Origin of the sequence: Cognatundibacterium luofuense (genome assembly GCF_018139685.1) — a bacterium.
Classification (GTDB): Bacteria; Pseudomonadota; Gammaproteobacteria; order Burkholderiales; family Burkholderiaceae_D; genus Undibacterium; species Undibacterium luofuense.
On record NZ_JAGSPN010000004.1, the window covers coordinates 253644 to 276896 of the forward strand.

Below are 23253 nucleotides of genomic sequence, written 5' to 3' on the forward strand. Positions count from 1 at the left end.
AATGCCCAGAAACCTCATTTTTTGGCTCAAATGCGGTATTCAGCACAGCGATCCGGCGGTCGTCGGCAGAAAGTCTGGCTGTCCGCAAATGATGAATGCGGATAGCTGCACAATCTCAGTGCACATTCACGCCTGAAAAGCGTGCAGCGGCAATTGCCAGTAACCGACATCCAGCCATTGATTCTGTTTGAAACCGACTTCCTTAAACATCGCAGCCGGTACAAAACCCAGTGCTTCGTGCAATCCGACACTAGCGGGATTCGGCTGGGCGATACCGGCGATCACGGTACGGCGGCCACTGTCGCGTAACTGACGGAGCAGGGCGGTGTACAACTGACGACCAGCACCGCGACCTGTTTTTGCCGGATCCAGATACACCGATGTTTCCACCGAATGCCGGTAAGCAGGGCGCTCGCGCCATTTGGTGGCATACGCATAACCGGCAATACCATCTTCAGTCTCCGCCACCAGCCACGGAAAACCCGCTTCCAGACAAGCACTGATACGACCCGCCATTTGCGATTCGGTGACAGCCTGTTCTTCAAAACTGATCGTGGTATTCAGCACGTAATGGTTATAAATAGCGGCAATGGCGGCGGCATCAGCGGTGCTGACAGCGCGAATCTGCAATGCGGAAGCGTGTGTTTCCATAGATTTCCCTGTATTTCCTTGTGTTTTCCGGAAGCGTTGATGATTGTTGTATTTTTATGTTGCTATTACTGTCGTTGTCGCTGACTAAAGACCATGCTGACGCATCAGCAGATACAAGTCTTCTTTAAACGTAAACCGCCGCGCCATCCTTCATTCGAACGAACGACACGCCCGTATTCGGACAGGCTGCGGCAGCAATGGTTCCTGTAAGCAAGATTCCTGCCGTCTGTGACCAAACCCAAGACCACAGCAGCCAGCCAGCGTCACAGAGTGCGCCAACACTGGCAAGTAAGCAAAGTAAGATTTTTCCGGTCAGATTTTTCAGAACGCCGGAAAACCGTCCGCAAATCCCAAAATAGGCCCAAAAACAGCCCGAATGCGGACTACAGCACAGCGATCCGGCTGTCGTCGGCAGAAAGTCCGGGCCTCCGGAAAACGTGGATGCGGATAGCTGCACAGAGAAAGCGCCGGAACGACAGGAAATATCGCCAGCGACACAAGATCCGAAAGGCAAACGGCAAATGCATTTGGCGGATGTTTTTACCTGATGACAGGCAAGTTTTGAAAAGCACTGTTGCTGGAGGCAACCCGAAAGCTCAGAAACTCAATATTTCCGAAACCCGAAAACTTTGCAGCGAACGCTGCAAAAATCATTCGTAAACCCGCAGCGAGCATGCTCAGACCTGAATTTCAGCGCAATAATTCACCAAAAATGATCAAAAACACGCATAAAATACCTATTTTATTTAACATAAAGTAAGTTTTATTGCTCATAATCGTTATTTTGAGACTATTTAACCTACTTTATGTCAAATAATGGCGATTTTTTGGGAAATTTGGAGAAGGTGAAAGAATGGTACGGGGATTGGCGAATCCATTCTATATTTGACATAACATAAATTATACGGTCTATTAACTTAAAGCTGGCACCATTAAAGTAGCCAGCTTTTAAGGAGATTTGGAGCCTTTTTTGCTTACTCGCTGACAAATATCCGGACGAATTCCCATGGTTTCCATTTTTTTATATCGGACACCTGCCCATCTCCCAGTTCGATCAACCGAAGCTCGCCGGATTGCGCCGTAACGACATCGACAGAAAAAAACGGACTCTCTATTGCTTCGCCAATGTCTTGAACCATTGCAGGAACGATGCCATCGCGTGCGTATGCCGTTCCCTGAAAAACAAAATATCGCTCTTCGGTTTCCGGTAGTAAGTCTTCGAACTGGCGGATGCAAATTCCGCCTTCGATTGACCCGCGATATTGTTCGATCAAGCAAACGATCTCATCAATTTCGCTTGGGACGTTTGCCACAGAACCGCGTTTTGTCGTCAGTGATTTTACGAAATCTTTGACGAAATATGCTTTCCATTCTTTGTCCCGCACCAGCGCTGTGAAGTCATCGTCTCTCATTGCAAAAATGGTTTCCGGCGTCCATTGAGCACATATTGCATACCATTCTGGTAAATAATGGCATTGCCGGTACTGAGCAGCATTTGTCATTAACAGTGCGCCAGACGATTGCACTGCTGTTTCCAGCTTCTGATATGTTTCAGGCTGCATCATCCAGCCACGATAGACGATCTTTGCATCGGAAGTCAGTGCCGGACGTGTACGAAAAATACCTGCTTCAAAATCCTCAAATGAAAACAATGCACAAGAAATTCCGCGCTCACAAGCTGCGGCATATTCGTCTGCGTAGTTTTCATCAACCGTGTTTTTGCTGAACGGATCAGATGGATAAAGCAGATGCATTTTTTGCGACTCACTGGGTTGAAAGAATGCCATTATATTGCGGTAGTATTTTTTCATCTTAGCTTAAACGCAATCTCGGATTATCAGTTCAGTTGCTTTTAACGTGTTCGAAAGTCAAAAACTATGAAAATCACCGAAACCCGCATCGTTCTGGCTGTTCAAAATCTGTCTGCATCTGTTGCCTATTATCATGATGTACTCGGGCTGGAGATCGAATTTGACAGCTCCGGCTGGTGTTTTCTGTCGAGGGGTGCATTTTCTGTGATGCTCGGCGAATGTCCGGGTACACCGCCTGCATCGGCGATTGGTGATCATTCCTATGTCGCTTATTTCGTCGTGGATGATGCGCAGGCTTTATTTCAGGAATTTGCAGCGCGCGCAGTCAGCCTGATCAAGTCGATTACCGATGAGCCTTGGGGAATGCGCGAATTCGGTATTTGCACGCCGGACGGGCATCGCATGATGTTCGGACAATCGCTGGATTGATCCCGATAAAAACTGCCGCCACTCATCCCCGCCCTCACCCGTCTAACCCCGCAAATCTGCTGTTCATCACTATCCGTCTTTTTTGCTGTTGCTCATCTGCGTAGACTGCGCAGCTGTTGGCGGCGGGCGGGTTTTGTTCGCTGCGGTCTGAAAAAATCAATTCAATAAAACACAGCGGGGATGCGATGAAAAAAAGTGTGATGGCGGTTGCTGGTCTGGTAGTTGCGGGTAGTTTGTCTTTCAGTGCGATGGCTGCGGGGAATTTTCCGGCGGGTCAGTTTGATCCCAGTGGTTTGAAAGGACCTGCGCAAGGGCCGGCGACTGAGGTGTTTGTACTGGGAACCGCCCATTTATCCGGTTTGCCTGCGACATTTCAGAACAAGTCGCTGAATCTGGTGCTGGATAAACTGGCGGCGTGGAAGCCGCAGGTGATTGCGATTGAAGCCTTGTCCGGAGCGCAGTGCGATTACATGCGCCACTACCCTGCCCGCTACGCCGATACGGTAAATCGCTTCTGCCCGTCCACAGAAATCGCCAAAGCCGCTACCGGACGCGATGTGCCTGCGGCAACGGCAGAAATGGAAAGTCTGCTGGCTGCATTGCCTGCACAACCGCCTGCAACGCAGCGCCGGCAACTGGCTGCCGTGATGTTAGCCGCCGGTGAACCGGCTTCGGCGCTGGTGCAGTGGCTGCATTTGCCGGAAGCGGAACGAAAAGAAGACGGGATGCTGAATCAGAAACTGGTGGATATGCTGAACCGGATGACCCAGCGCCGTGATGAGAGTTATCAGATTGCCGTACCGCTGGCGGTGAAAATGGGTTTGCAGCGCGTCTATGCGGTGGATGATCACACAGCCGATCTGGAGTTTGATGCGGCGGAAGAAAAAGCAGCCGGTGAAGCGATTCAGGGTGCATGGAATAATCCGGCCAGCGCCAGACGCCGTGAGCTGGATAAGGCGCTGTACGCGAAACTGGATAGCAGCGAAGGCGTGCTGGATTTGTATCTGGCGTATAACGAGCCATCCGCTGCGGATCTGATTTTTAAGGGCGATTTCGGTGCGACGATGAATGAGCCCTCCGCAAAACATTATGGCCGCATGTATCTGGGTTACTGGGAAACCCGCAATCTGCGCATGGTGTCGAATATCCGCGATGTGATGGGCATCACACCGGGCAAGCGCACGCTGGCGATTGTCGGCGCATCGCACAAGCCGTATTACGAAGCCTATCTGCACATGATGCATGATGTGAAGGTGCATTTCGGGAATGCGGTGCTGAAGGCAAACGCCGGAGCTGATGCTGGTAAGGCGCCGTAAGCCACACTGAGTTTCATCCGTATTCTGCCGTCAGTCGCGGCGTTGAGCGCGACAACGATAGCTTACAGATTTCAACATCACCGGCTGCCACATGGTCTGATGCCATGTCGCAGCCGGTTTGGTTTTTAATCCAAGCGGATGTAATTGGATGCGGCCGGATGTGATGTGACTGGATATAGCTGCTGATATTTGCTGAAAATTTCAGCAAATTCCTGCATTTTTTACAGCTTGCATGAGGTTTTTTGTCAGCCCTGCAAACCGGATTTTGTTGCAATCAGGATTGGGTTCGTTTTTTTTACATTCCTGTACAAGCTGTTGCGATTTTTGCTGTTTGACAATGATAAACTCAGGCCGTTGTGGCGAAATGTTTGTCTCGGTGCTGTGCACCGGATCTTTTGCTGATGTTTTTATAATAATTCCAATCCAGGCAAAATTTTTTATGTCTCTGAGCAGTTTGTCGCCCTCTGAACACGCTATTTTGTACGGACCAGATCGTCCGGATTTCTTACAGCAGGAATGTCTCGCTGATTTACTCGAAGCTACCGCCGCCCGCAGCCCGGATAAAACCGCGCTGATCGATGGCACACGTTCGCTGACCTATGCTCAGCTGAATGCACAAGCCGCGGTCATTGCCGCCGGTTTGCTGGCCGCCGGTGCAGGCCCCGGCAAAATCGTCGGTTTATGGATGCCACGCGGAATTGACTTACTGGTGGCGCAGGCTGCCATCGCCAAAACCGGTGCGGCATGGCTGCCGATGGATGCTGATGTACCTGCAGAACGGGTACAGGTGTGTCTGGATGATGCGAATGCCTGCGGCTTGCTGAGTTCTGCGAGCTTTGCGGCGCAAACCGCGCCGATACAGCAAACGGTCTGGACAGTGGAAGCGCTGGCGCAAACCACGGAATCGCTCACCCGCCCTGTCGTAGAGGGTAGCGATCCGGCTTATGTGATTTATACCTCCGGCTCTACCGGCAAGCCGAAAGGCATTCTGGTCAGTCAGGCGTCGATTTGCCATTTCCTGCGCAGTGAAAATGCGGTGCTGGGCATACGCAGTGATGACAAGGTGTATCAGGGCTTTTCTGTAGCCTTTGATATGTCTTTTGAAGAAATCTGGATTTCGTATCTGGTCGGCGCGACGTTGTGGATTGCGCCGCGCGAGATTACCGCCGATCCGGACGCCCTGCCCGCTGCGCTGGACGCAGAAAAAATCACAGTGTTACATGCAGTGCCAACCTTGCTGGCTTTGTTCACCCGCGATATTCCGTGGCTGCGTCTGATTAATCTGGGCGGTGAAATGTGTCCGGAGAGTCTGGTCAGTCGCTGGTCTTGCGCTGGCCGCCAGATGTTCAATACCTATGGCCCGACCGAAGCCAGCGTTTCCGCCAGCCTTGCTGCGCTGGAAGCGGGAAAGCCAGTCACGATTGGTTCAGCATTGCCGAATTATGTGCTGATGGTGGTAGCAACCGAAGGTGAACTGCGTTTGCTGAAACCGGGTGAAACCGGCGAACTGTGTATTTCCGGCCCCGGTGTGGCGGTGGGTTATCTCGGCCGTCCTGATCTGACGGAACAAAAATTCCTGCCGAATCCATGGGCGCGTTCTGCGCAGGAAGCACGTTTATACCGCACTGGTGATCTGGCAGTGATTCAGGAAGATGGTTCCGTGCAATGTCTGGGCCGTGCCGATGATCAGGTCAAAATCCGTGGTTTTCGCGTAGAGCTCGGTGAAATCGAAAGCTTACTCGCTGCCGAAGCCGGTGTCGGTACGGTGGCCGTGGTGTTGCGCAAAGATGGCGGCATCGATCAGATCGTGGCATTTTTAGCGCGTGATATCAATGCGGATGCAGCGACCCTGCTGCTGAATAATGCAGAACTGGCTGCGCAACTGCGTCAGCATCTGGCCCAGCGTTTGCCACCTTACATGGTGCCTTCACGTTTTGAGTGGATGGAAGAAGTTCCGCGTTTAACGTCCGGCAAAATTGACCGCAACACCCTGAAAGCCTTGCTGCTGGCAGCACAGGCTGCATCCGGCGAATCTGACGTCGCTGAAAATGATGCGGAGCAGGTTTTATTTCCTGCGCTGGCGGCGCTGTTTCCGGGGCAACCCATTGTGCGCAGCGCGGATTTTTTCCGTGATCTGGGCGGACATTCTTTGCTGGCTGCAAAGCTGGTATCGGCAGTCCGTCAGGATGTGCGCTTTGCCGGTTTAAAAATCGCGGACATTTATCAGCACCGTCAGGTTGGTGCGATTGCTGCCGCACTGGCAACGCAACAGCGATCAAGCGTGAATGCGACCGTGAAGCCGCGCCGTATCGCACCTGTCTGGCAGCGTCTGGCCTGTGGTGCTGCGCAAGCGATGGCAACGCCGGTGCTGGTGGCGATTCGCATGATTCAGTGGCTGGCTCCGTTCTTTGCATATCACTATTTCACCGGCGATCCGGGCGATTCGATTGCGCGGGCGATGGCATTGTCAGTTCTGGTGTTTCTGGGTCTGACGGTCGCAGAGTTTTTTGTGGCGATGGCCGGTAAATGGCTGATTGCCGGTAACCTGCGTCCGGGTCGTTATCCTTTATGGGGACTGACGTATTTCCGCTGGTGGCTGGCAGATCGTCTGGTTGAAGCTGCACCGGCGTATATGCTGTCCGGTTCATCACTGTATCGCTGGTGGCTGCGTGCGCTGGGCGCAAAAATCGGGCGTGATGTGAGCATCGGTTCCATGACAATTCGTGCACCCGGTTTGCTGTGCATCGGCGATGGCGCTTCGGTTGGTAATGCCTGTAATTTCGAAAATGCGCGCGTGGAAAACGGCGAGCTGGTGCTGGGCGAAATTGTCATGGAAGCGGATTCGTATGTCGGTTCGTATTCCGTTCTGGAAGGCAATACCCGCTTAGAGGCATTCGCTCATCTGGATGGCCAGTCTGCGCTGGCTGACGGGCAAACCGTGCCTGCCGGCAGAATCTGGAAAGGTTCTCCGGCGCGGGATGCCGGTGCATTTGACCGCAGCGTGTATCCGCCGCGTCCTCCGGTCAGCAATCTGCGTCACACGCTGGAGGCACTGTATTTTGCAGCAGGTGCGCTGCTGGTCGCCGCCTTATTCTTTATGCCGGTATTCCCGGTATTTGTGATGATTGACTGGTTCGACAGCCTGGATATTCTGACACTGTTGAATGGCAATGTCGTGATGCTGCAATTGCTGAAGTATTTCCTGCTGGCCTTCCCTGCTACCGGCGTCCTGATTATCGGCACGGCCTTGTTGTCTGCCTTTATCCGCTGGGCGTTTTTGCCGCGTATGCGTAGTGGCTTGTATCCGGTACACAGCGTGACTTATTGCGCTAAATGGCTGGTGAATCAGATTCAGGAATCCAGCCTGCACGTGCTGCACGGCGTATATGCGACGGTGTATGCCCCGTTCTGGTATCGTCTGCTCGGTGCCAAAGTGGGCAAAGGCGCAGAAATTTCGACAGCGCTGGGCGTAGTGCCGGACATGCTGACGCTGGGCGAAGATACCTTTATCGCCGATGCGGTGTTGCTGGGTGATGAACAAATCGATTGCGGCTGGATGGAAGTAAAACCAACCGTCGTATCGCGCCGCAGCTTTGTCGGTAACGGTGCCTACATTCCGGATGGCACGATTCTGCCGGAAGAAGTGCTGATCGGTGTGCATACGGCTGCGCCGGAGAACGACAAAATGCAACCCGGCGATACCTGGCTGGGCTCTCCGGCGATGCATTTACCTGCACGCGAAGAAGTCAAAGGCTTTCCGGAATCGCTGACGTTTTCACCTTCGGTATTTCGCCGTATCGGACGTGGTCTGGTAGAAGCGTTCCGGATTATTTCTCCGCATGCTTTAGTCACTGCAGTGGGTTACACCGTAGTGCTGGATCTGATGCCGATGGCGGGTGATGAACGCTGGACAGAAGTGATTGTGTATCTGATTCTGGCCGGTCTGGCATATGGTTTTGGCTGCTTTGTGTTTGTGCTGGTGCTCAAATGGCTGCTGATCGGGCGTTATCGTCAGTCTGCCGTACCGATGTGGACGCCGTTTGTGTGGCTGTCCGAAGCGATTACCAATCTGTACGAAGGCATTGCCGTACCGAACTTCATGCGTTATCTGCGCGGCACACCGTGGCTGCCAATGGCGTTTAATCTGCTCGGCGCACGGATCGGTAAAGGGGTGTATATGGATACCACCGATATTACGGAGTTTGACTGCGTACACATCGGCGATCACAGTGAAATCAATGCTTTATGCTGTCCGCAAACGCATTTGTTTGAAGACCGCATCATGAAAATTGATCAGGTGGAAATCGGTTCCGGCGTGTATATGGGGCCGCGCAGTTGCGTGCTGTACAGCGCGCAGGTCGGCGACAATGTGACACTGGGGCCGCTGACACTGGTCATGAAAGGTGAATTCATCCCGGCGCAAACCCGCTGGCATGGTTGTCCGGCGGAAGTACTGTAAGCCACCCGCCGCGCCAGTCGTTCTTGTCTGGCGCGCGTGAATGCAAAAACGGCACCTGTATAGACGGTGCCGTTTTTTTATGCGGTAAGCCTTCAGCGATTCATGAGCAAGTATCAGCTTAGCTTTAGGTTCGGATTCAGCCTCAGTGTCCGGCAAACATGCGCGGTTAACAACATAACCAGGTACCAGCATGCACAGCCGGAAAACACCATCAGCGCATGATTACCATTTCGCGCAGGACAAAATCACCAGCCATTTACGCGCCAGCAAAATTTCCAGATGGCCTGGCTGCACGCCGGTGCTGCAATCCACCAGCGGATTCACCGCATACGGACGCTGACGGAAATCGCGGCAGACAAATAATTCGCGGCGGCCCAGACGCATAACGAATGCGTTAGGAGATAGTTGCAGGCTGAAGCGGGTATTCAGAGATTGTTCGAGGTATGCCATTTTTCAAACTCCAGTAAGGATGCATTGAGATCAGGGATGAACATGCCTTTGAAAAGATCGTTTGCTGCGTGACCGGTGTTGTTCGTCCATGAACAGTACTTTAGCACAAACTACTGTATATCCAATCAGTATTTTTATCAGTGTCGCATATTTCTGACGTCCGCTGACAGCGCCTCAGAGGGAAAGCCACCTGCCAGCCCCTGAGAAACTACTGTATTTGAAAATACCGGCAACTGATTTTATACTGTACATACATACAGTATTTATGCCGAGCATATCATGAATTCCCCTGAACAGATTCACCCCGCCCTCTGGCGCGCCTCGCAACTGGGTAATGCCCACGGGCGAACGCTGGATTCCGGCTTTCGTATGCTGAACCGCGAATTGCCCGGTCAGGGCTGGCCGCTGGGGCAGTTGATGGAATTACTGGTTGATGAACCCGGCACGCTGGAATGCCGTCTGCTACTCCCCGCTTTACGCCAGTTAGCGCAGGGTGCGCTGATGCTGGTAGCGCCGCCGTATGTGCCGCAAATCAGTGGTCTCAGCCATGATGACAACTTCCGTCAGCGGCTGGTCTGGGTCAATCCGGCATTGCTGAAAGACCGCCTGTGGGCCACGGAACAAATATTGCGTCACCGCAGCAGTGCGGCGGTGCTGTTGTGGGCAGATCAGTTACGCAATGATCAGTTACGCCGTCTGCATTTACTGGCACAGCAGACCGAAAGCCTGCTGTGTTTAATCCGTCCGATGAGCGTGGCGCAAACGCCTTCGCCAGCCGCGTTGCGCATTGCCGCCCTGCCCGCTTCATACGGCATGCAAGTGCGTATTCTGAAGCGACGCGGTAAAGCCATGGATGAACATTTGCCGCTGTATCTGCCAGCGCATCCGTATCTGTCGGATTTGCAGCACGACCGTCAGCCTGCCGTGGTGCAGCCAGCGCAGCGTGCTTCCCGTTTGCTGCAGTAAATCCCTGATCATGATGTCTGCGACAGCATCCGCGCCGCCTGTACAACGCAGCGGCAACGCCCCGCCAGCCACGACAGCCATCACCGTGCGCAGACCGGTGTGGGTGGCTGTCTGCCTGCCGCAGCTGGGGATGGAAGCTTTTTTTCCGCGCAGCGAGTGGCTGCACAGCCCGCAAGCCATCGTAATTATGGAACAGCAGCGGAGCTGGCTGATGAATCCGGCCGCCATACAAGCAGGTGTGCGCAGCGGCATGCGCCGTGCCGGCATCACTTTATTGTGCGAAGACGCCCGTTTTCAGCAGCGCGAACCGGCCAGAGAACAACAGTTACTGCAACAGTGCGCCGAAGTATTGCTGCAGTTCACCCCTTCGGTGTGCATGATGTCTCCAGCCACCGTGCTGATGGATGTGACCGCCAGTCTGCGCCTGTTCGGTGGCATACGCCTGTTACGCCAGCGCATACGGCATGTGCTGGCAGCGCTGGATGTCAGCGCCTGTATTGCGATTGCACCGGTGGCCATGGCCGCTGCTTTACTGGCACGCCATGCTGCCAGTCGTGGCAGACAGAATGCGCTGTGCTTATCGCCGCAACGTCTGCCCGCCCGTTTAGACCGCTTACCGGTGCATGCTTTATTGCAGGCTGCGCCGTATGTATCGCTACTGGAAGGCATCGCCTGTCACAAGCTCGGGGACTTACGCCGCCTGCCGCGCGCCGGTTTGCAGCGCCGTACCAGTGCGGCTTTGCTACAGGAATCTGACCAGTTATACGGCGAACGGCCAGCGCCGCTGGTCTGGCATGTGGAAGCGGAACACTGCGAATTCACGCAGGAATTGCCCGACCGGATGGAACGCAGCGACCAGTTACAGCCGTATCTGCAACGCTTACTAACCCGTTTATGCAGCTGGCTGCAACGCCGCCAGCTTGCCACCAGCGCACTGATCATTCGTTTGCCATATGAACGCGGCCGTCAGGCAATTGATCCGGCAGTGCTGACACTGGAACTGACTTCCGCAGGCTGGCAAATGGCAGATTTCTGGCCGCTGCTCACAGAAAAACTCGCGCTGCTCAGTCTCAGCCATCCCGTGATTGCCCTGCATCTGCAAGTGCCGCAAACGCAGGCGCTGCCTGCTGGCAATGGCGATTTGTTTCCGGATGCCGGAGTGCAGACGGCAGATCATCAGCGCCTGTTAGCTTTGCTGGCTACGCGCCTCGGTGCGGATCAGGTATGCCGTCCTGCACATTCGGATGAACATTTACCGGAACGGGCCAATCAGTGGGTTTCTGTGATGCAGCCCGTGTCTGCCCGTCAGCGCCGCCAGATCAGCGACCACACAACGGCACTGTACCGCCCCGCGTGGTTGCTGGCACAACCGCAAGCTTTAAGCCTGCGCGATGAAAAACCCTGGTGGCACGGGCCTTTGCAGATTATCTCTGCCGCAGAACGGGTGGAAACCGGCTGGTGGAGCGAACACGCCGGTCTGCGTGACTATTTCATCGCCGTTGGCAGCAACTATGTGCAGTACTGGATTTTCCGGGAGCGGCCTTTGCATGCAGGCGATATCAGCCGCTGGTATTTGCACGGAGTATTCGGATGAGCCGCGAACGCCCGCTACTGCCGGATTACGCAGAACTGTTCTGCCTCAGTAATTTCAGTTTTCTGGAAGGTGCATCGCATGCAGCCGAACTGGTGCAACGCGCGGCAGAACTCGGCTACCGCGCACTGGCAATCACCGATGAATGCTCAGTAGCCGGTGTGGTACGGGCGCATGATGCCCTGCGCAGTTACAGCCAGCAATATCACCGTGGTTTGCTGAATCCGCAAAGCCGCAGCGAAGACGGCACGCCGGACGCTGCTTTTCCGCCGCCGCAATTGCTGATCGGCAGTTATTTCCGGCTGGACGATGACGACCCCGCGCTGGCCGGTATGACGCTGGTCGTGATTGCGCAAGACCGCATCGCTTACGGCCATTTGTGCGAACTGATTACGCTGGGCCGCAGCCGTTGCAGCAAGGGCAGTTACCGCCTGCACAGCACGGATTTTTCTGCGCCGCCGGAAGATCTCAGCCATTTACGCGCCCTGCCCGGCTGCCATGTGATTCTGATTCCCGCTTATCCGGCAGAACCTGCGCAACTGGCGCAGCAAGCAGTCTGGCTGAAAAACCTTTTCGGCAATCGCGGCTGGATGGGCCTGCATTTACCGCTGCAACAAGCAGACGATTACCAGCAACAGCATGTACAGCATATCGCGCAGGAACACGGCTTGCGCGTGGTGGCGGTTGGTCACGTGCTGATGCATGTGCGCTCACGCAAACCCTTGCAGGACACCTTAAGCGCCATCCGCCACAATCTGCCATTACAGGAATGCGGCCACTTGCTGCAACCGAATGCTGAACAGCATTTGCGCTCGCGTTTTCGTCTGAGCCGCATCTACAGCGCCGACGCGCTGGCTGCTACCGTCGCACTGGCCGAAAGCTGCCATTTCAGTCTGGACAGCCTGCGTTATGAATATCCGGATGAACTGGTACCAGCCGGATTCACGCCCGAAACCTATCTGCGCAGTGAAGTGTATGCCGGTGCGCATCAGCGTTACCCGCAAGGCATCAGCGCCCGTCTGCTGAACCGTATCGAATACGAACTGGCGCTGATTCACGAACTCTCGTATGAAGCCTATTTTCTGACGGTGTACGACATCGTGCGTTTTGCGCGTGAGCAAGGCATTTTGTGTCAGGGACGCGGCTCAGCGGCGAACTCGGTGGTGTGCTACTGCCTGCATGTGACCGAAGTCAATCCTGAAGTGAATACCCTGCTGTTTGAACGCTTTATCTCGCGCGAGCGCGGCGAACCGCCCGATATTGACGTGGATTTTGAACACCAGCGGCGCGAAGAAGTGATTCAGTACATTTACCGTAAATACGGCCGCCGCCGTGCCGCGCTGGCCGCCGCAGTACACACTTTCCGCGCCCGTGGTGCGCTGCGTGAAACCGGCAAGGCGCTGGGGATTGATCCCGATCTGATCGATCAGGTCGCCCGCTCACAACGCTGGTTCGACAGCCGCGACGACTTCGCGCTGCGGCTGGCGGAATGCGGCTTACAGGCAAACAGTACGGTGGCGCAACGCTGGATTGCGCTGACCTGGCAACTGATGGGCTTTCCGCGCCATTTATCGCAACACACCGGCGGCTTTGTGATTGCGCGCGATCGCTTATCGCGGCTGGTGCCGGTAGAAAACGCCGCCATGCCGGAACGCTCCGTCATTCAGTGGGACAAAGATGATCTGGAAGCACTGGGCTTACTCAAGGTCGATGTGCTGGCGCTGGGCATGCTCAGCATGATCCGTCGCGCCCTCGATATGATGGCCTGCTTCCCCGGCAAACCCGCCAGACTGCAGGACATTCCGCGCGAAGACCCCGCCACTTACGCCATGATTTGCCGCGCCGATACCATCGGCGTGTTCCAGATCGAATCGCGCGCCCAGATGAGCATGCTGCCGCGCCTGCAACCGCAAACGTTTTACGATCTGGTGGTGCAGGTCGCAATTGTGCGCCCCGGCCCGATACAGGGCGGCATGGTGCATCCTTACCTGCGCCGCCGTCAGGGGCTGGAAGAAATCGAACATTACCCGAACCCCGGCATGCAGGAAGCACTGGAACGCACGCTCGGCGTACCGATTTTTCAGGAACAAGTCATGCAGATTGCCATGGCCGCCGCCGACTTCACGCCCGGCGAAGCCGATCAGCTGCGCCGCGCCATGGCAGCATGGAAACGCAAAGGCGGACTGGAAGGATTTCATGAACGCATCGTCAGCCGCATGGTACACAACGGTTATGACGCCGCCTTTGCCGAACGCATTTTTGAACAAATGAAAGGCTTCGGCGATTACGGTTTTCCCGAAAGCCACGCCGCCAGCTTTGCGATTCTGGCGTATTTAAGCAGCTGGATAAAATGCCATGAACCGGCAATTTTTTTATGCGCGCTGCTGAACTCGCAACCCATGGGTTTTTACAGCCCCTCGCAACTGGTACAGGATGCGCGCCGCCACCGCGTGCATGTGCTGCCCGCCGATGTCAGCGACAGCGAATGGGACAGCAGCCTGCGCACGCCGCATCCGGACAATTCCTCGCAACCCGCTGTACGGCTGGGTTTATCGCTGATCAGCGGCCTTTCTGCCGATTGCGCCCGCCGCATCAGCCACGCACGCGCACAAGCGCCGTTTGCCGATGTACCGGATCTGGCGCAGCGCGCCCGCTTAAACCGCCACGAACTGCAATGTCTGGCCCATGCGGATGCCCTGCACAGTCTGGCCGGACACCGGCGGCAGGCACTGTGGCAAGCCAGCGCCGCCGTCGCCAGCAAAGATTTGCTGCAACAAAGCCCCGTCCCCGAAACCGCACTGCAACTGCGCGCCCCCGGACTGGCAGAACAAATCCGGCAAGACTACGCCGCACAAGGCTTCAGCCTGCGCAGCCATCCGCTGGCGCTGCTGCGCAAAGCCCTGCGCGAACAGGGTTTTCAGGCTGCCGCTGTATTACAGGATTACCGCCACGGACAAGTCGCCAAAGCCTGCGGACTGGTCACCGTGCGCCAGCGCCCCGGCACTGCAAAAGGCGTGTTGTTTATGACACTGGAAGATGAAAGCGGTACGGTCAACATCATCGTCTGGCCCGCCGTATTTGAACGCCAGCGCCGCGAAGCCCTGCACGCCAGCCTGCTCGCCGTGCACGGCGTATGGCAATACCAGAACGGCGTCCGCCACCTGATCGCCGGCCGCCTAGAAGACCTCAGCCACTGGCTGCAATCCCTGACCACCCACAGCCGCGATTTCTGCTGAAAACCCGCCAAAATACCCTCAAATGCGGATTCCGGCACAGCGATCCGGCGGTCGTCGGCAGAAAGTCCGGGCTTCGGAAAATATCAGATACGGAGATTGGCACAACAATGTTGTGTTTCTCACTATTACTCAGGCGCAACTGACATCAGCGACAGCATGAATAAAAGAACACTCCGATTCAGAAAATTAAACAGCAGTCCGTAACAAAAGCCTCTCAAAGTGAGTTGATGCTTGAGCACCAGACTGGCTAAAACAAAGAAGAATGGTAGTTCTATCAAGGCATTCCAATGCCCATAACAGTAAAAATAAGCAGAAGACCCCGCAACACCAATCAGCAAACACTGTAAAAATGCCGGCAATCTGGTGCGGGCAAAGAAATTCAACATCGTAAATACGACGAAAAATTCAAACAATGGAAAGGAATATAAGAATAAATTTTCACTCCAATCTGGCAGTGACGAAAAAGACTTGCTGATCACAATAGCGGGCACTTTTTCAAGTGAATTGATGGATTCTTCAGGGTTGATTAATACACAAAGAATAAACCATATAAGCCGCGAATATGTAAAAACAGCCCACTTCGCCATTACCTCCAAAGTAGGATTAGGCCAGTTTAGTGGTGGAAAAATAATGCGAAATTTTTTTATCAGAAAAGAGAAAAAAACTGATCTACGGCTGAAATATTCCATAAAAATAAAAAATAAAATCAAAATTCCTTAAGGCATACGCTCTATGCAAACTGCAATCAAAAAAATTGTGCCATTCCAAAGAGCATGAAAACAAACTGTCCGGATATAGGCATTTATTGAATGATACCAGTTCAGATAGATTCCAGCCTGAAGAGAAAAAGACAAAATTGCATGTATCCCCAGCCATCCAAACAAAAAAATATGGAGTCCACCAAACAAAAAACCGAAACTAAGGGAAATCAATAAATCATTCATTCGAAAAAATTGGCATAAACGGCAGTACAGCGCCATCAAAGCATTTTCAATCAGTGGCGAAATTACTACAAGCATTACAAAACCGAGGAAATTTGTGCTTCTGGTTTCATGGGTATCACTTAAAGTATTTGGATCAGAAGAATCGCCAATTGCAAAAAATGAAAAACCAATGCTATAAGTAAGAACAAACAAAACACAGAATTTAATAATCAATTCTGTGTACCAGCGCTGCCCCGGCGTTAAAAAACAATATCTCAAAAACAAAATTACTTTATCAGGCGCAAACATTAATTTCACAAAAAAATTTCCTCACAAAAAAAATCAACCCACCCAATACTCAAAGAAACGTCCGAACAACATAAGAAAGACAGTCACATTAAAATTCCACAGTCCGTGAAATAAAAGAATAATTAAAAAAGCATTTTTTGAACGGTACCAACTAAGATACATCCCCGTCATTATCCAAAAAGAAAAAATTGAATGGATATAAGAAATATTATGCTCAATAATATGGAGGCCACCGAATAGCAACCCCCAAAGAAAAACCGTCCAAAAATCCCGAATATGAAACCGTACAGCGAAACGGCATACCAACATCAGCAACACATTTTCGACAAAGGCACCACCTATAAACGGGGGGATTAACTCACGAAGAAAAAAAAGGAGATTCCTTTCTTCAAATGCAAATTGCCACATATCAACGGAAACACCACCAAATACGAAAATACAATGTAAGACTCCCTGAACTACGCTATACACGCAATATTTAATTGCAAATTCCTGCTGCCACGTTTTCCCTGGCATTAAGAAGCAAAAAGTAAAAATGCGATGAAATTCTTTCAAAAAAGAAAATACAAAAACTGGCAAAGCAATCTTCATAAAAATATTCAGGAAAAAGTAGCCTCTGGAAAATAAAGCATTCTGTACATCGCTAACAGCGCCAGTAATTGAATTGCCCGTGTCAGCCATAAAATCACCAGAACATCGCGGAATGCGGACATGTTCTGCTTTTCTTTGTTTACGATAGTTGCGAGCAGTACCATGAACGGCACTTCGATCAGTGCGGTCAATTCACCAAAGTAATAAACATAAGCACTCCCCAGCACCACACCAGTCAGCGCGTGCTGAAGCCCTAGCTTTACAGGAAGTCTGCTGGTAACACGCGCCGATACGAGTACGATCAGGGCCTCAATCACCGGATATGGCAGCAAGTAAGCGTAAAAAGCCCAGTCCGTCCAGTCCGTGTCAAAATCCAGCGGCATCGCGTAACCGGCGATCGCTGGCGCAAATCCAAACCACAGTAACAGCCAGTAAAAACGGAAGACGGTAAAAAATACCCACTTAGCAGTCATTTCAGCCAAACGGTTTGGCCAGTCGAACGAATACAGGAGCGGGAATCGTGAGGAAGAAGGAATTTCAGTATTTTGCATAATTAGCAATAAAAATTGCGTGAGTACACCTGAGCGCACTCTGAAATAAAACGGAAAATTCAAAAAAATCCCGTTTCCGCAGGGGGATCAGCGGCGCGGTAACGGGGTAAGTGGGAGAGAAAAGCGTTTAAGAAAACCGTACAGAAGAGTTTGAGGACATCAGGGAAAACAACTTCACTAGCTGCGTTCGCAAAACAGCATCAACAACATCACAAAAAACACTGGCAAACATACATTGAAACTTTACATTTTTTAACAATTGGCGCTCATCTTACTGATCAATTGCAAAATTGCATATAGGCAAACATAAACACTCTTCCCCTGTAATTACAAATCACATGAAAAAATATCTCTAATTCATTGTTTTTAAATGATTAATCAGTTTTAGAGAAAATACTTTAAGTTTTTGCACAACAAGCAATTATTTCATCGAAGCAACATTACAATACGAAATGCCTGCCTCCCTTCCTCCTTTAGGCATCCCGTATCCGCCCATCCCCAAGCCCCGCAAAACTCACCGTCAAGCGCCGGATTGCTGTGCTCAGCTGCGCAACATGCTAGTTTTCTGGCTGGTTTTGTTATGATTTTTGGATATTGTCTGCGGGGTATGCGCTGTGCCTGCCCTGCTTTGTTCAACCTGACTGGTGATTCCCGATGCGTAAATCCTGTTCTGTGCTGATCAGCACTGTGTTGATGGCCTTGCCTTTGCTGGCGAAGGCGGAGCCGCCGAAGCAGCCGCCGCGCTGGGTGAATGCGGATGATGTGCGGGTGCGCAGCGGGCCGTCGGCGGAGAAGGATGTGATCGGGCGGATGTCGCGCGGGACGGAGCTGATTCTGAAAGCGCCGCCGTACGGGGATTTTTGTCTGATTGAAGGCGAAGGTTATTACGGCTATGTGGCTTGTCGTTTTCTGAGTGAGCAGAAAATCCTGCGTCCGGCCGCCGGAGTGAATGGCGTGGATGCGGCGCAGCGCTGGGTGAACGGGAATGGCGTGGTGCTGCGTGCCGCGCCGAACCGCGATGCGGAAGTGTTGCAACGCATGAGCCTGAACCGCGCGGTGAAGCTCAGTAATGAGCAAGCCGGAAATGGCTATTGTGAGGTGATGACTGCCGATGGCATCAAAGGTTTTACGGCTTGCCAGTATCTGAGCAATAAACAGGTGGTGCTGTCGCATATTCGCGGTGACCGATACGACAATCAGCCAGCGCATGCGGATTACAATCCGGAAAAAATGTTCTGGCTGAATCCAAGCTGGCCGGCGCTGGAGCAGTACGTTGCTTATATCAAAGAGCGTAACCCGGACTTGCCGCCCGAAGGCCCGTGGCCACGCAATGAAGCGTTGGAAAAAATGAAGGCGCATCTGGCGCTCGGCATACAGGGGGCGAAGCCGGAGCCAATGAAGGACTGGGATACGCTGAAGAAAAAAGCGCAGAAAGCCACAAAAGATGACACGCTGGAATTGCAGAATGCGATCGGTATCAGCGGCAGCTTACACGATACGATTTCCGCAGAAGGTGGTGCAGACCGCGTGCGCAATCTGGTGCTGGCGCTGGAGTTTCCGACGATCCAGCCTTCGTTGTTTCAGACGGAAGCGGAGCTTGCGCCACCTGCCAGCACAGCGAATATCAGCGGTCGTTTCGGCATTATTCACCGTTATGTGGTCACTCCGCGGCCTGTCAAAAAACCGAATCCTGACGAAGGCAGTTCCGCCGGTTACTACGATATGCTGGCGTACAGCACGGTGCTGGTAAAGCCGGTGCAGCAGCATTTGCTGTTCCGTAAAGGACAGATTCAGTCGCAGGCCAGTTATGTGAAACAAAAAGAAGTCTTGTGGCGCGATGTGGATGAACCTATGTGTCAGGGCTGGATTGCCGGATTCGGTATGGGCGATGCAGATCCCGCCATCTGGCGTTACTTCGACAGCGAAGCTGATAAACAAGGCGGCAAACAGGCGCAAAAGGAAAGCCGAGCTCGTTTGCCAGCCGACAGTTTGCTGCGCTTTTATACGCCGTCAGCCTTGCCGCAGCAAATGGCTGTCGTCAGTGAAACCCGTGTTCCGATGGACAGAAAGAAAACCGGCTTCGTACAGGGCATACAACTGACCTATGACCTGAACGGCGATGGCATACCGGATCTGGCAGTGTGGGAAGGCATGGGCAAAGGCCCCGGCCATCTGGGCGACATGAGTCCTTACGATGACCGCTGGTATCGCCTGTTTATGGTGAATATCGCCGGAAAATGGAAAATCCTGACCGCCGATCAGTTTGGCTATGGCTGCGGTTGCTGAGAGGATTCGGGCGATCAGCCCCCCTGCCCTGTGCAGCTATCGTCATACGCCTGTTTTGCAGAGCCGGACTTTCTGCCGACGACCGCCGGATTGCTGTGCTGAACACCGCATTTGGGTGTTTCAGGCAGGTTTTCCGGCACCTTCAGACAGTTTTTGAAAGAAGTTCAGTAAAGCCATGTTCCCGACAAGACATAAGCCGATGCTGAAAACATAGGATAATAGGCGCCCTTACGAAGTAAAGCCGCGTCTGCCACGCTGACTGGCTGGTCTTACGTCAATACATCGCAATTCAATCAAGGAAATACCATGGCAAAGAAAAAAGAAGAACTGGACGAAGAGACGCTGGCGCTGATCAACTGGTGTATCGAAGTAGAAGGCTTTCTCGTGAAGGGTGGAGCGACGCAGGCACAGGCGCAAGAGTTTATCGAAGAGGATATTGAAAATCTGACGGATCAGTTTTACGACGGTTTGACGCCTGAAGAAGCAGCAAACATCGCGCTGAGTGATTAAAGCGCAAACAAGATGCTGAAACAAAAACGCCTGCATTCAACGCAGGCGTTTTTGTTTGTGAAGCGAGCAAGTAATGGTCAGGCAGCATCCATGGCCTGTATATGTTGCAGGATCACGCTGGCGCTGGTTTGCAGGGCCGCGTGTTCTGCTTCGTTCAGCACGGGTTTTAAGGTGCCGGTTAAGCCGTTGCGGCCGATGATGCCGGGCAAGGATAACGAAACTGACGGAATCCCTTCAACTTCGCTGTGCATCGCGCTGACGGTATACACGCAGCGTTCATCAAACAGCACGGCGCGGCTTAAGGCGGTAATGGCGGAAGCGATACCGAAGTAAGTCGCGCCTTTGCCCTGAATGATCTGATACGCCGCGCGGCGTACACCGTGATCGACTTCGGCACGAAGCGCATCATCCAGCGCAATACCGCGTGCGGCAGCAAAATCCGCCAGCGGAATGCCACCGATATGCACGCTGGACCAGATCAGCACTTCAGAATCGCCGTGTTCCCCCAGCACATACGCATGCACTGAACCGGAAGCCACACCCAGACGTTCGCCCAGCAAGGCGCGAAAGCGTGCGGTATCCAGCATGGTGCCGGTGCCGATCACACGGCTGGCAGGCAACCCGGCAGCCACCGCAATGCGGGTGGCAATGTGGGTCATGATGTCGAGCGGATTGGTGGCGATGATCAGCACAGCGTCCGGTGCGGCTTGTACGATTTGCGGAATCAGTTCCCCGAAAATCGCAGCATTCCGCTGCAACAGCGCCAGACGGGTTTCGCCCGGTTGCTGATTGACACCGGCTGCCACCACGACCAGATCGGCACCGCGTAAATCGGCGATGTCGCCGGAGCGGATTTGCACCGGATGCGAAAACGGCACGGCATGCAGAATATCCATGCCGTGCGCCTGCGCCAGTGCGGGTTGATGATCGACCAGCACCAGTTCGCTGCCCACGCCTTGCATAGCCAGCGTGTAGGCGGCGGTACTGCCGACGAATCCGGTTCCGACTACGCCGATTTTCATGAGCGATCCTTTCAGCCGGCTTTTTTGCTGCGGATGGCCAGATCAATCAGCGCTTCCATCGCGGTGAACGATGCAGCGTGGACATCATCTTTTGCCAGATTCAGATTGGCGTCGGCAATCATGGTTGGCGATGTCAGGAAACGGCCATCAATCACAAAGCTCGGTGTGTATTGCACCGCGTACTGATCCAGTGTGCGCGGCAGGCGGCGCATGGTGGCTTGTACCGAAAAGCTGTTGTACACATCGAGGAATTTCTGACGGTCGATGCCGTTGGCGACAACAAACGCGACATTGTCATCATCCGTGCGCAGGCGTTTGCGTTCTACGTGCCATGCATCCAGAATTTTCTGGTGTAGTTTTTTGTCCAGCCCCATGGCTTCCAGCGTCACAAACAAATGCGCTTCCGGATCGGTGACACCGTGATAAGGCAGATGGAAACGACGAAAATCAATTTTGTCGCCCATTTTTTTCACCCACGCCATCAGCTCCGCTTCCAGTGCATTACAGGCCGGGCAGTGATACATAAAAAATTCGATCACTTCAATTTTGCCAGCCGCAGCGCGTACCGGCATCGGTGCCGGTAACTGAATGTACTCAACACCCGCCAGCGGTTTGGCAGGCGATGCAACAGACCACGGCGCCACCAGCATGCCAGCGGCCAGACCCAGTACAGAACGGCGTTTCAACTGCATAAATTAACCTTCCTTATAAAAACAGCGTTGCGAACAGCAAAATCAGTCACATCAGCAAAACTGCCAGTTTGCCTGAAACCATGATGATGTCACAAGCCCGTGCATACTGCAGGCCGACAAAAGCCACAGTGCAGCAGATAAGCGAGCGGATTAATGACCGTGTTCGCCCGGTAACATCAGGCGACCGGTGTGGTAATCGTACTCATACACTTCACCGTAACGCCCCCATTCAATCGCCACTGCCAGCACACGCTGCGCTTCTTCCGGCTTCAGGAAATCTTCCAGCATTTCCAGCAAAGGTTGCTCCGGCATACTGCCCGCCGGATCTGATTCCAGTGCGCGACGGATATGCGCTGCCAGCGGCACATGCATCAGCAATTGCTGACCGAACAATTCCTGCTTACGCGCCTGATCTGCGGTCACATAGTCTTTGCCCAGCGCCGTCAGCATGATGTCGCCCTTCTCCAGTATCGCCAGACCCAGCAGACTCATGGCTTCATACACAGGGAACAATTCTTCGTCCGGCAATTCCGCTTCTTCTGCCAGTTGCGGCAAATCGGCGCGACCATCAAACGGCGCATCCATCAGCATATCCAGCACGCCTTCGATGCGGGTGACATCGGTATCCGGCAAGCGGTAACCGATATGGCGTACCAGTCCGGTTTCAGGATGCAGATCACCGGACGAGCGCATGGTCATCAGGCCATACACTTCATCAATCAGCGCGCGCACTTCGGCAGAATCCGGATCACGCGGACGTGGCAGATTGACCGGAATTTCACAACGTACACGACCGGGATCGCTGGATAACAGAATGATGCGGTCTGCCATCATCACCGCTTCTTCGATATTGTGCGACACCACCAGAATGCCTTTGGTGGAAATACGGCGCTCCTGCCAGAGTTCCAGCATATCGTCGCGCAGGGTTTCGCCGGTCAGCACATCCAGCGCGGAAAAGGCTTCATCCATCAGCAAGATATCTGGATTCATGACCAGCGCACGCGCAATACCGACACGCTGTTTCATCCCGCCGGACAATTCACGCGGCAAGGCACCGCCGAAACCGGCAAGGCCGATCAGTTCCAGCACCGCATCGGCACGCTGCGCACGCTCTGCCGCACCAACGCCCTGCGCTTCCAGCCCCAGTTCCACATTTTGCTGTACGGTCAGCCACGGAAATAAAGCAAACGACTGAAACACCATCGCAATGCCAGGCACAGGGCCGCGGATTTCCTGACCGCGATACACGGCGCTGCCTTTATCTGCGCTGATCAAGCCCGCCATCACACGCAACAGTGTGGATTTGCCGGAACCGGATTTACCGAGCAAAGCGACGATTTCGCCATCCTGCAGACTGAAATCCACTTTATCCAGAATCAGACGGGATTGGCCGTCTGCCGCTTTAAATGATTTTGCTACCTGTGTTAATTCGAGTAATGCCTGACGGGTCATATATCCTC

18 protein-coding genes are annotated in these 23253 nt (G+C 53.4%); 8 read left to right on the forward strand and 10 right to left on the reverse strand.

Features of this window, described 5'->3' with window-relative positions; all coding sequences use genetic code 11:
* Positions 1-126: 126 nt before the first annotated feature.
* Positions 127-651 (reverse strand): arsinothricin resistance N-acetyltransferase ArsN1 family B, encoded by a 525-nt coding sequence (locus tag KDM89_RS07920; RefSeq protein ID WP_212687398.1) that lies wholly within the window; start codon positions 649-651, stop codon positions 127-129.
* 974 nt (positions 652-1625) lie between these two features.
* Positions 1626-2438 (reverse strand): ATP-grasp domain-containing protein, encoded by an 813-nt coding sequence (locus KDM89_RS07925; RefSeq protein ID WP_212687399.1) that lies wholly within the window; start codon positions 2436-2438, stop codon positions 1626-1628.
* 90 nt (positions 2439-2528) lie between these two features.
* Here KDM89_RS07925 and KDM89_RS07930 point away from each other — a divergent pair, with 90 nt between their 5' ends.
* The 3 genes from KDM89_RS07930 to KDM89_RS07940 all read left to right on the forward strand — a co-directional run bounded on the left by KDM89_RS07930 (position 2529) and on the right by KDM89_RS07940 (position 8666).
* Entirely contained in the window at positions 2529-2891 is a 363-nt protein-coding gene (locus KDM89_RS07930; protein ID WP_212687400.1) for a VOC family protein, read from the forward strand.
* 185 nt (positions 2892-3076) lie between these two features.
* The gene (locus KDM89_RS07935) at positions 3077-4207 is read left to right on the forward strand and encodes a DUF5694 domain-containing protein (RefSeq protein ID WP_230427736.1); all 1131 of its coding nucleotides are present in this window, start codon (positions 3077-3079) and stop codon (positions 4205-4207) included.
* Between the two features lie 439 nt (positions 4208-4646).
* A complete protein-coding gene (locus tag KDM89_RS07940; protein WP_212687401.1) occupies positions 4647-8666 on the forward strand; it encodes a Pls/PosA family non-ribosomal peptide synthetase in 4020 nt (1339 codons plus the stop codon).
* Between the two features lie 222 nt (positions 8667-8888).
* On the opposite strand, the gene KDM89_RS07945 is transcribed toward KDM89_RS07940, so the two are convergent.
* Positions 8889-9116 carry a hypothetical protein gene (locus tag KDM89_RS07945; RefSeq protein ID WP_189355114.1) on the reverse strand — a complete coding sequence of 76 codons (228 nt, stop codon included), beginning with the start codon at positions 9114-9116 and terminating at the stop codon, positions 8889-8891.
* A gap of 279 nt (positions 9117-9395) precedes the next feature.
* Between KDM89_RS07945 and imuA the strand changes: the two genes are divergently transcribed.
* The 3 genes from imuA to KDM89_RS07960 are packed head-to-tail and all read left to right on the forward strand — an operon-like array spanning position 9396 to position 14909.
* A complete protein-coding gene (imuA, locus tag KDM89_RS07950; RefSeq protein ID WP_212687402.1) occupies positions 9396-10082 on the forward strand; it encodes a translesion DNA synthesis-associated protein ImuA in 687 nt (228 codons plus the stop codon).
* A 10-nt stretch (positions 10083-10092) separates the two neighbouring features.
* Positions 10093-11676: a Y-family DNA polymerase gene (locus KDM89_RS07955; protein ID WP_212687403.1), complete on the forward strand. Its 1584-nt coding sequence runs from the start codon at positions 10093-10095 to the stop codon at positions 11674-11676.
* A complete protein-coding gene (locus KDM89_RS07960; RefSeq protein ID WP_212687404.1) occupies positions 11673-14909 on the forward strand; it encodes an error-prone DNA polymerase in 3237 nt (1078 codons plus the stop codon). Before KDM89_RS07955 ends, KDM89_RS07960 begins: the two co-directional genes overlap by 4 nt.
* A 125-nt stretch (positions 14910-15034) precedes the next feature.
* Here KDM89_RS07960 and KDM89_RS07965 read toward each other — a convergent pair whose 3' ends face one another.
* The 4 genes from KDM89_RS07965 to KDM89_RS07980 all read right to left on the reverse strand — a co-directional run bounded on the left by KDM89_RS07965 (position 15035) and on the right by KDM89_RS07980 (position 17346).
* On the reverse strand, positions 15035-15496 hold the full coding sequence (locus KDM89_RS07965) for a hypothetical protein (protein ID WP_212687405.1): 462 nt from the start codon (positions 15494-15496) through the stop codon (positions 15035-15037).
* Positions 15497-15625: 129 nt separating this feature from the next.
* Positions 15626-16150, reverse strand: coding sequence for a hypothetical protein (locus KDM89_RS07970; RefSeq protein WP_212687406.1), 525 nt, complete (start codon positions 16148-16150; stop codon positions 15626-15628).
* Positions 16151-16174: 24 nt separating this feature from the next.
* Complete coding sequence (locus KDM89_RS07975) at positions 16175-16732, reverse strand: hypothetical protein (protein WP_212687407.1); 558 nt, start codon at positions 16730-16732, stop codon at positions 16175-16177.
* A gap of 8 nt (positions 16733-16740) precedes the next feature.
* Complete coding sequence (locus tag KDM89_RS07980; protein ID WP_212687408.1) at positions 16741-17346, reverse strand: hypothetical protein; 606 nt, start codon at positions 17344-17346, stop codon at positions 16741-16743.
* Positions 17347-17937: 591 nt separating this feature from the next.
* Here KDM89_RS07980 and KDM89_RS07985 point away from each other — a divergent pair.
* Positions 17938-19569, forward strand: a complete 1632-nt coding sequence (locus KDM89_RS07985; RefSeq protein ID WP_212687409.1) for an SH3 domain-containing protein — start codon at positions 17938-17940, stop codon at positions 19567-19569.
* Positions 19570-19875: 306 nt separating this feature from the next.
* Complete coding sequence (locus KDM89_RS07990; RefSeq protein ID WP_212687410.1) at positions 19876-20079, forward strand: hypothetical protein; 204 nt, start codon at positions 19876-19878, stop codon at positions 20077-20079.
* A gap of 77 nt (positions 20080-20156) precedes the next feature.
* Here the strand turns inward: KDM89_RS07990 and KDM89_RS07995 are convergent, their stop codons facing one another.
* The 3 genes from KDM89_RS07995 to KDM89_RS08005 form a co-directional block, all read right to left on the reverse strand.
* The gene (locus KDM89_RS07995; protein WP_212687411.1) at positions 20157-21101 is read right to left on the reverse strand and encodes an L-lactate dehydrogenase; all 945 of its coding nucleotides are present in this window, start codon (positions 21099-21101) and stop codon (positions 20157-20159) included.
* Positions 21102-21112: 11 nt separating this feature from the next.
* The gene (locus tag KDM89_RS08000) at positions 21113-21793 is read right to left on the reverse strand and encodes a thiol:disulfide interchange protein DsbA/DsbL (protein WP_212687412.1); all 681 of its coding nucleotides are present in this window, start codon (positions 21791-21793) and stop codon (positions 21113-21115) included.
* A gap of 150 nt (positions 21794-21943) precedes the next feature.
* Positions 21944-23245, reverse strand: coding sequence for an ABC transporter ATP-binding protein (locus tag KDM89_RS08005; protein WP_212687413.1), 1302 nt, complete (start codon positions 23243-23245; stop codon positions 21944-21946).
* Positions 23246-23253: the final 8 nt, after the last annotated feature.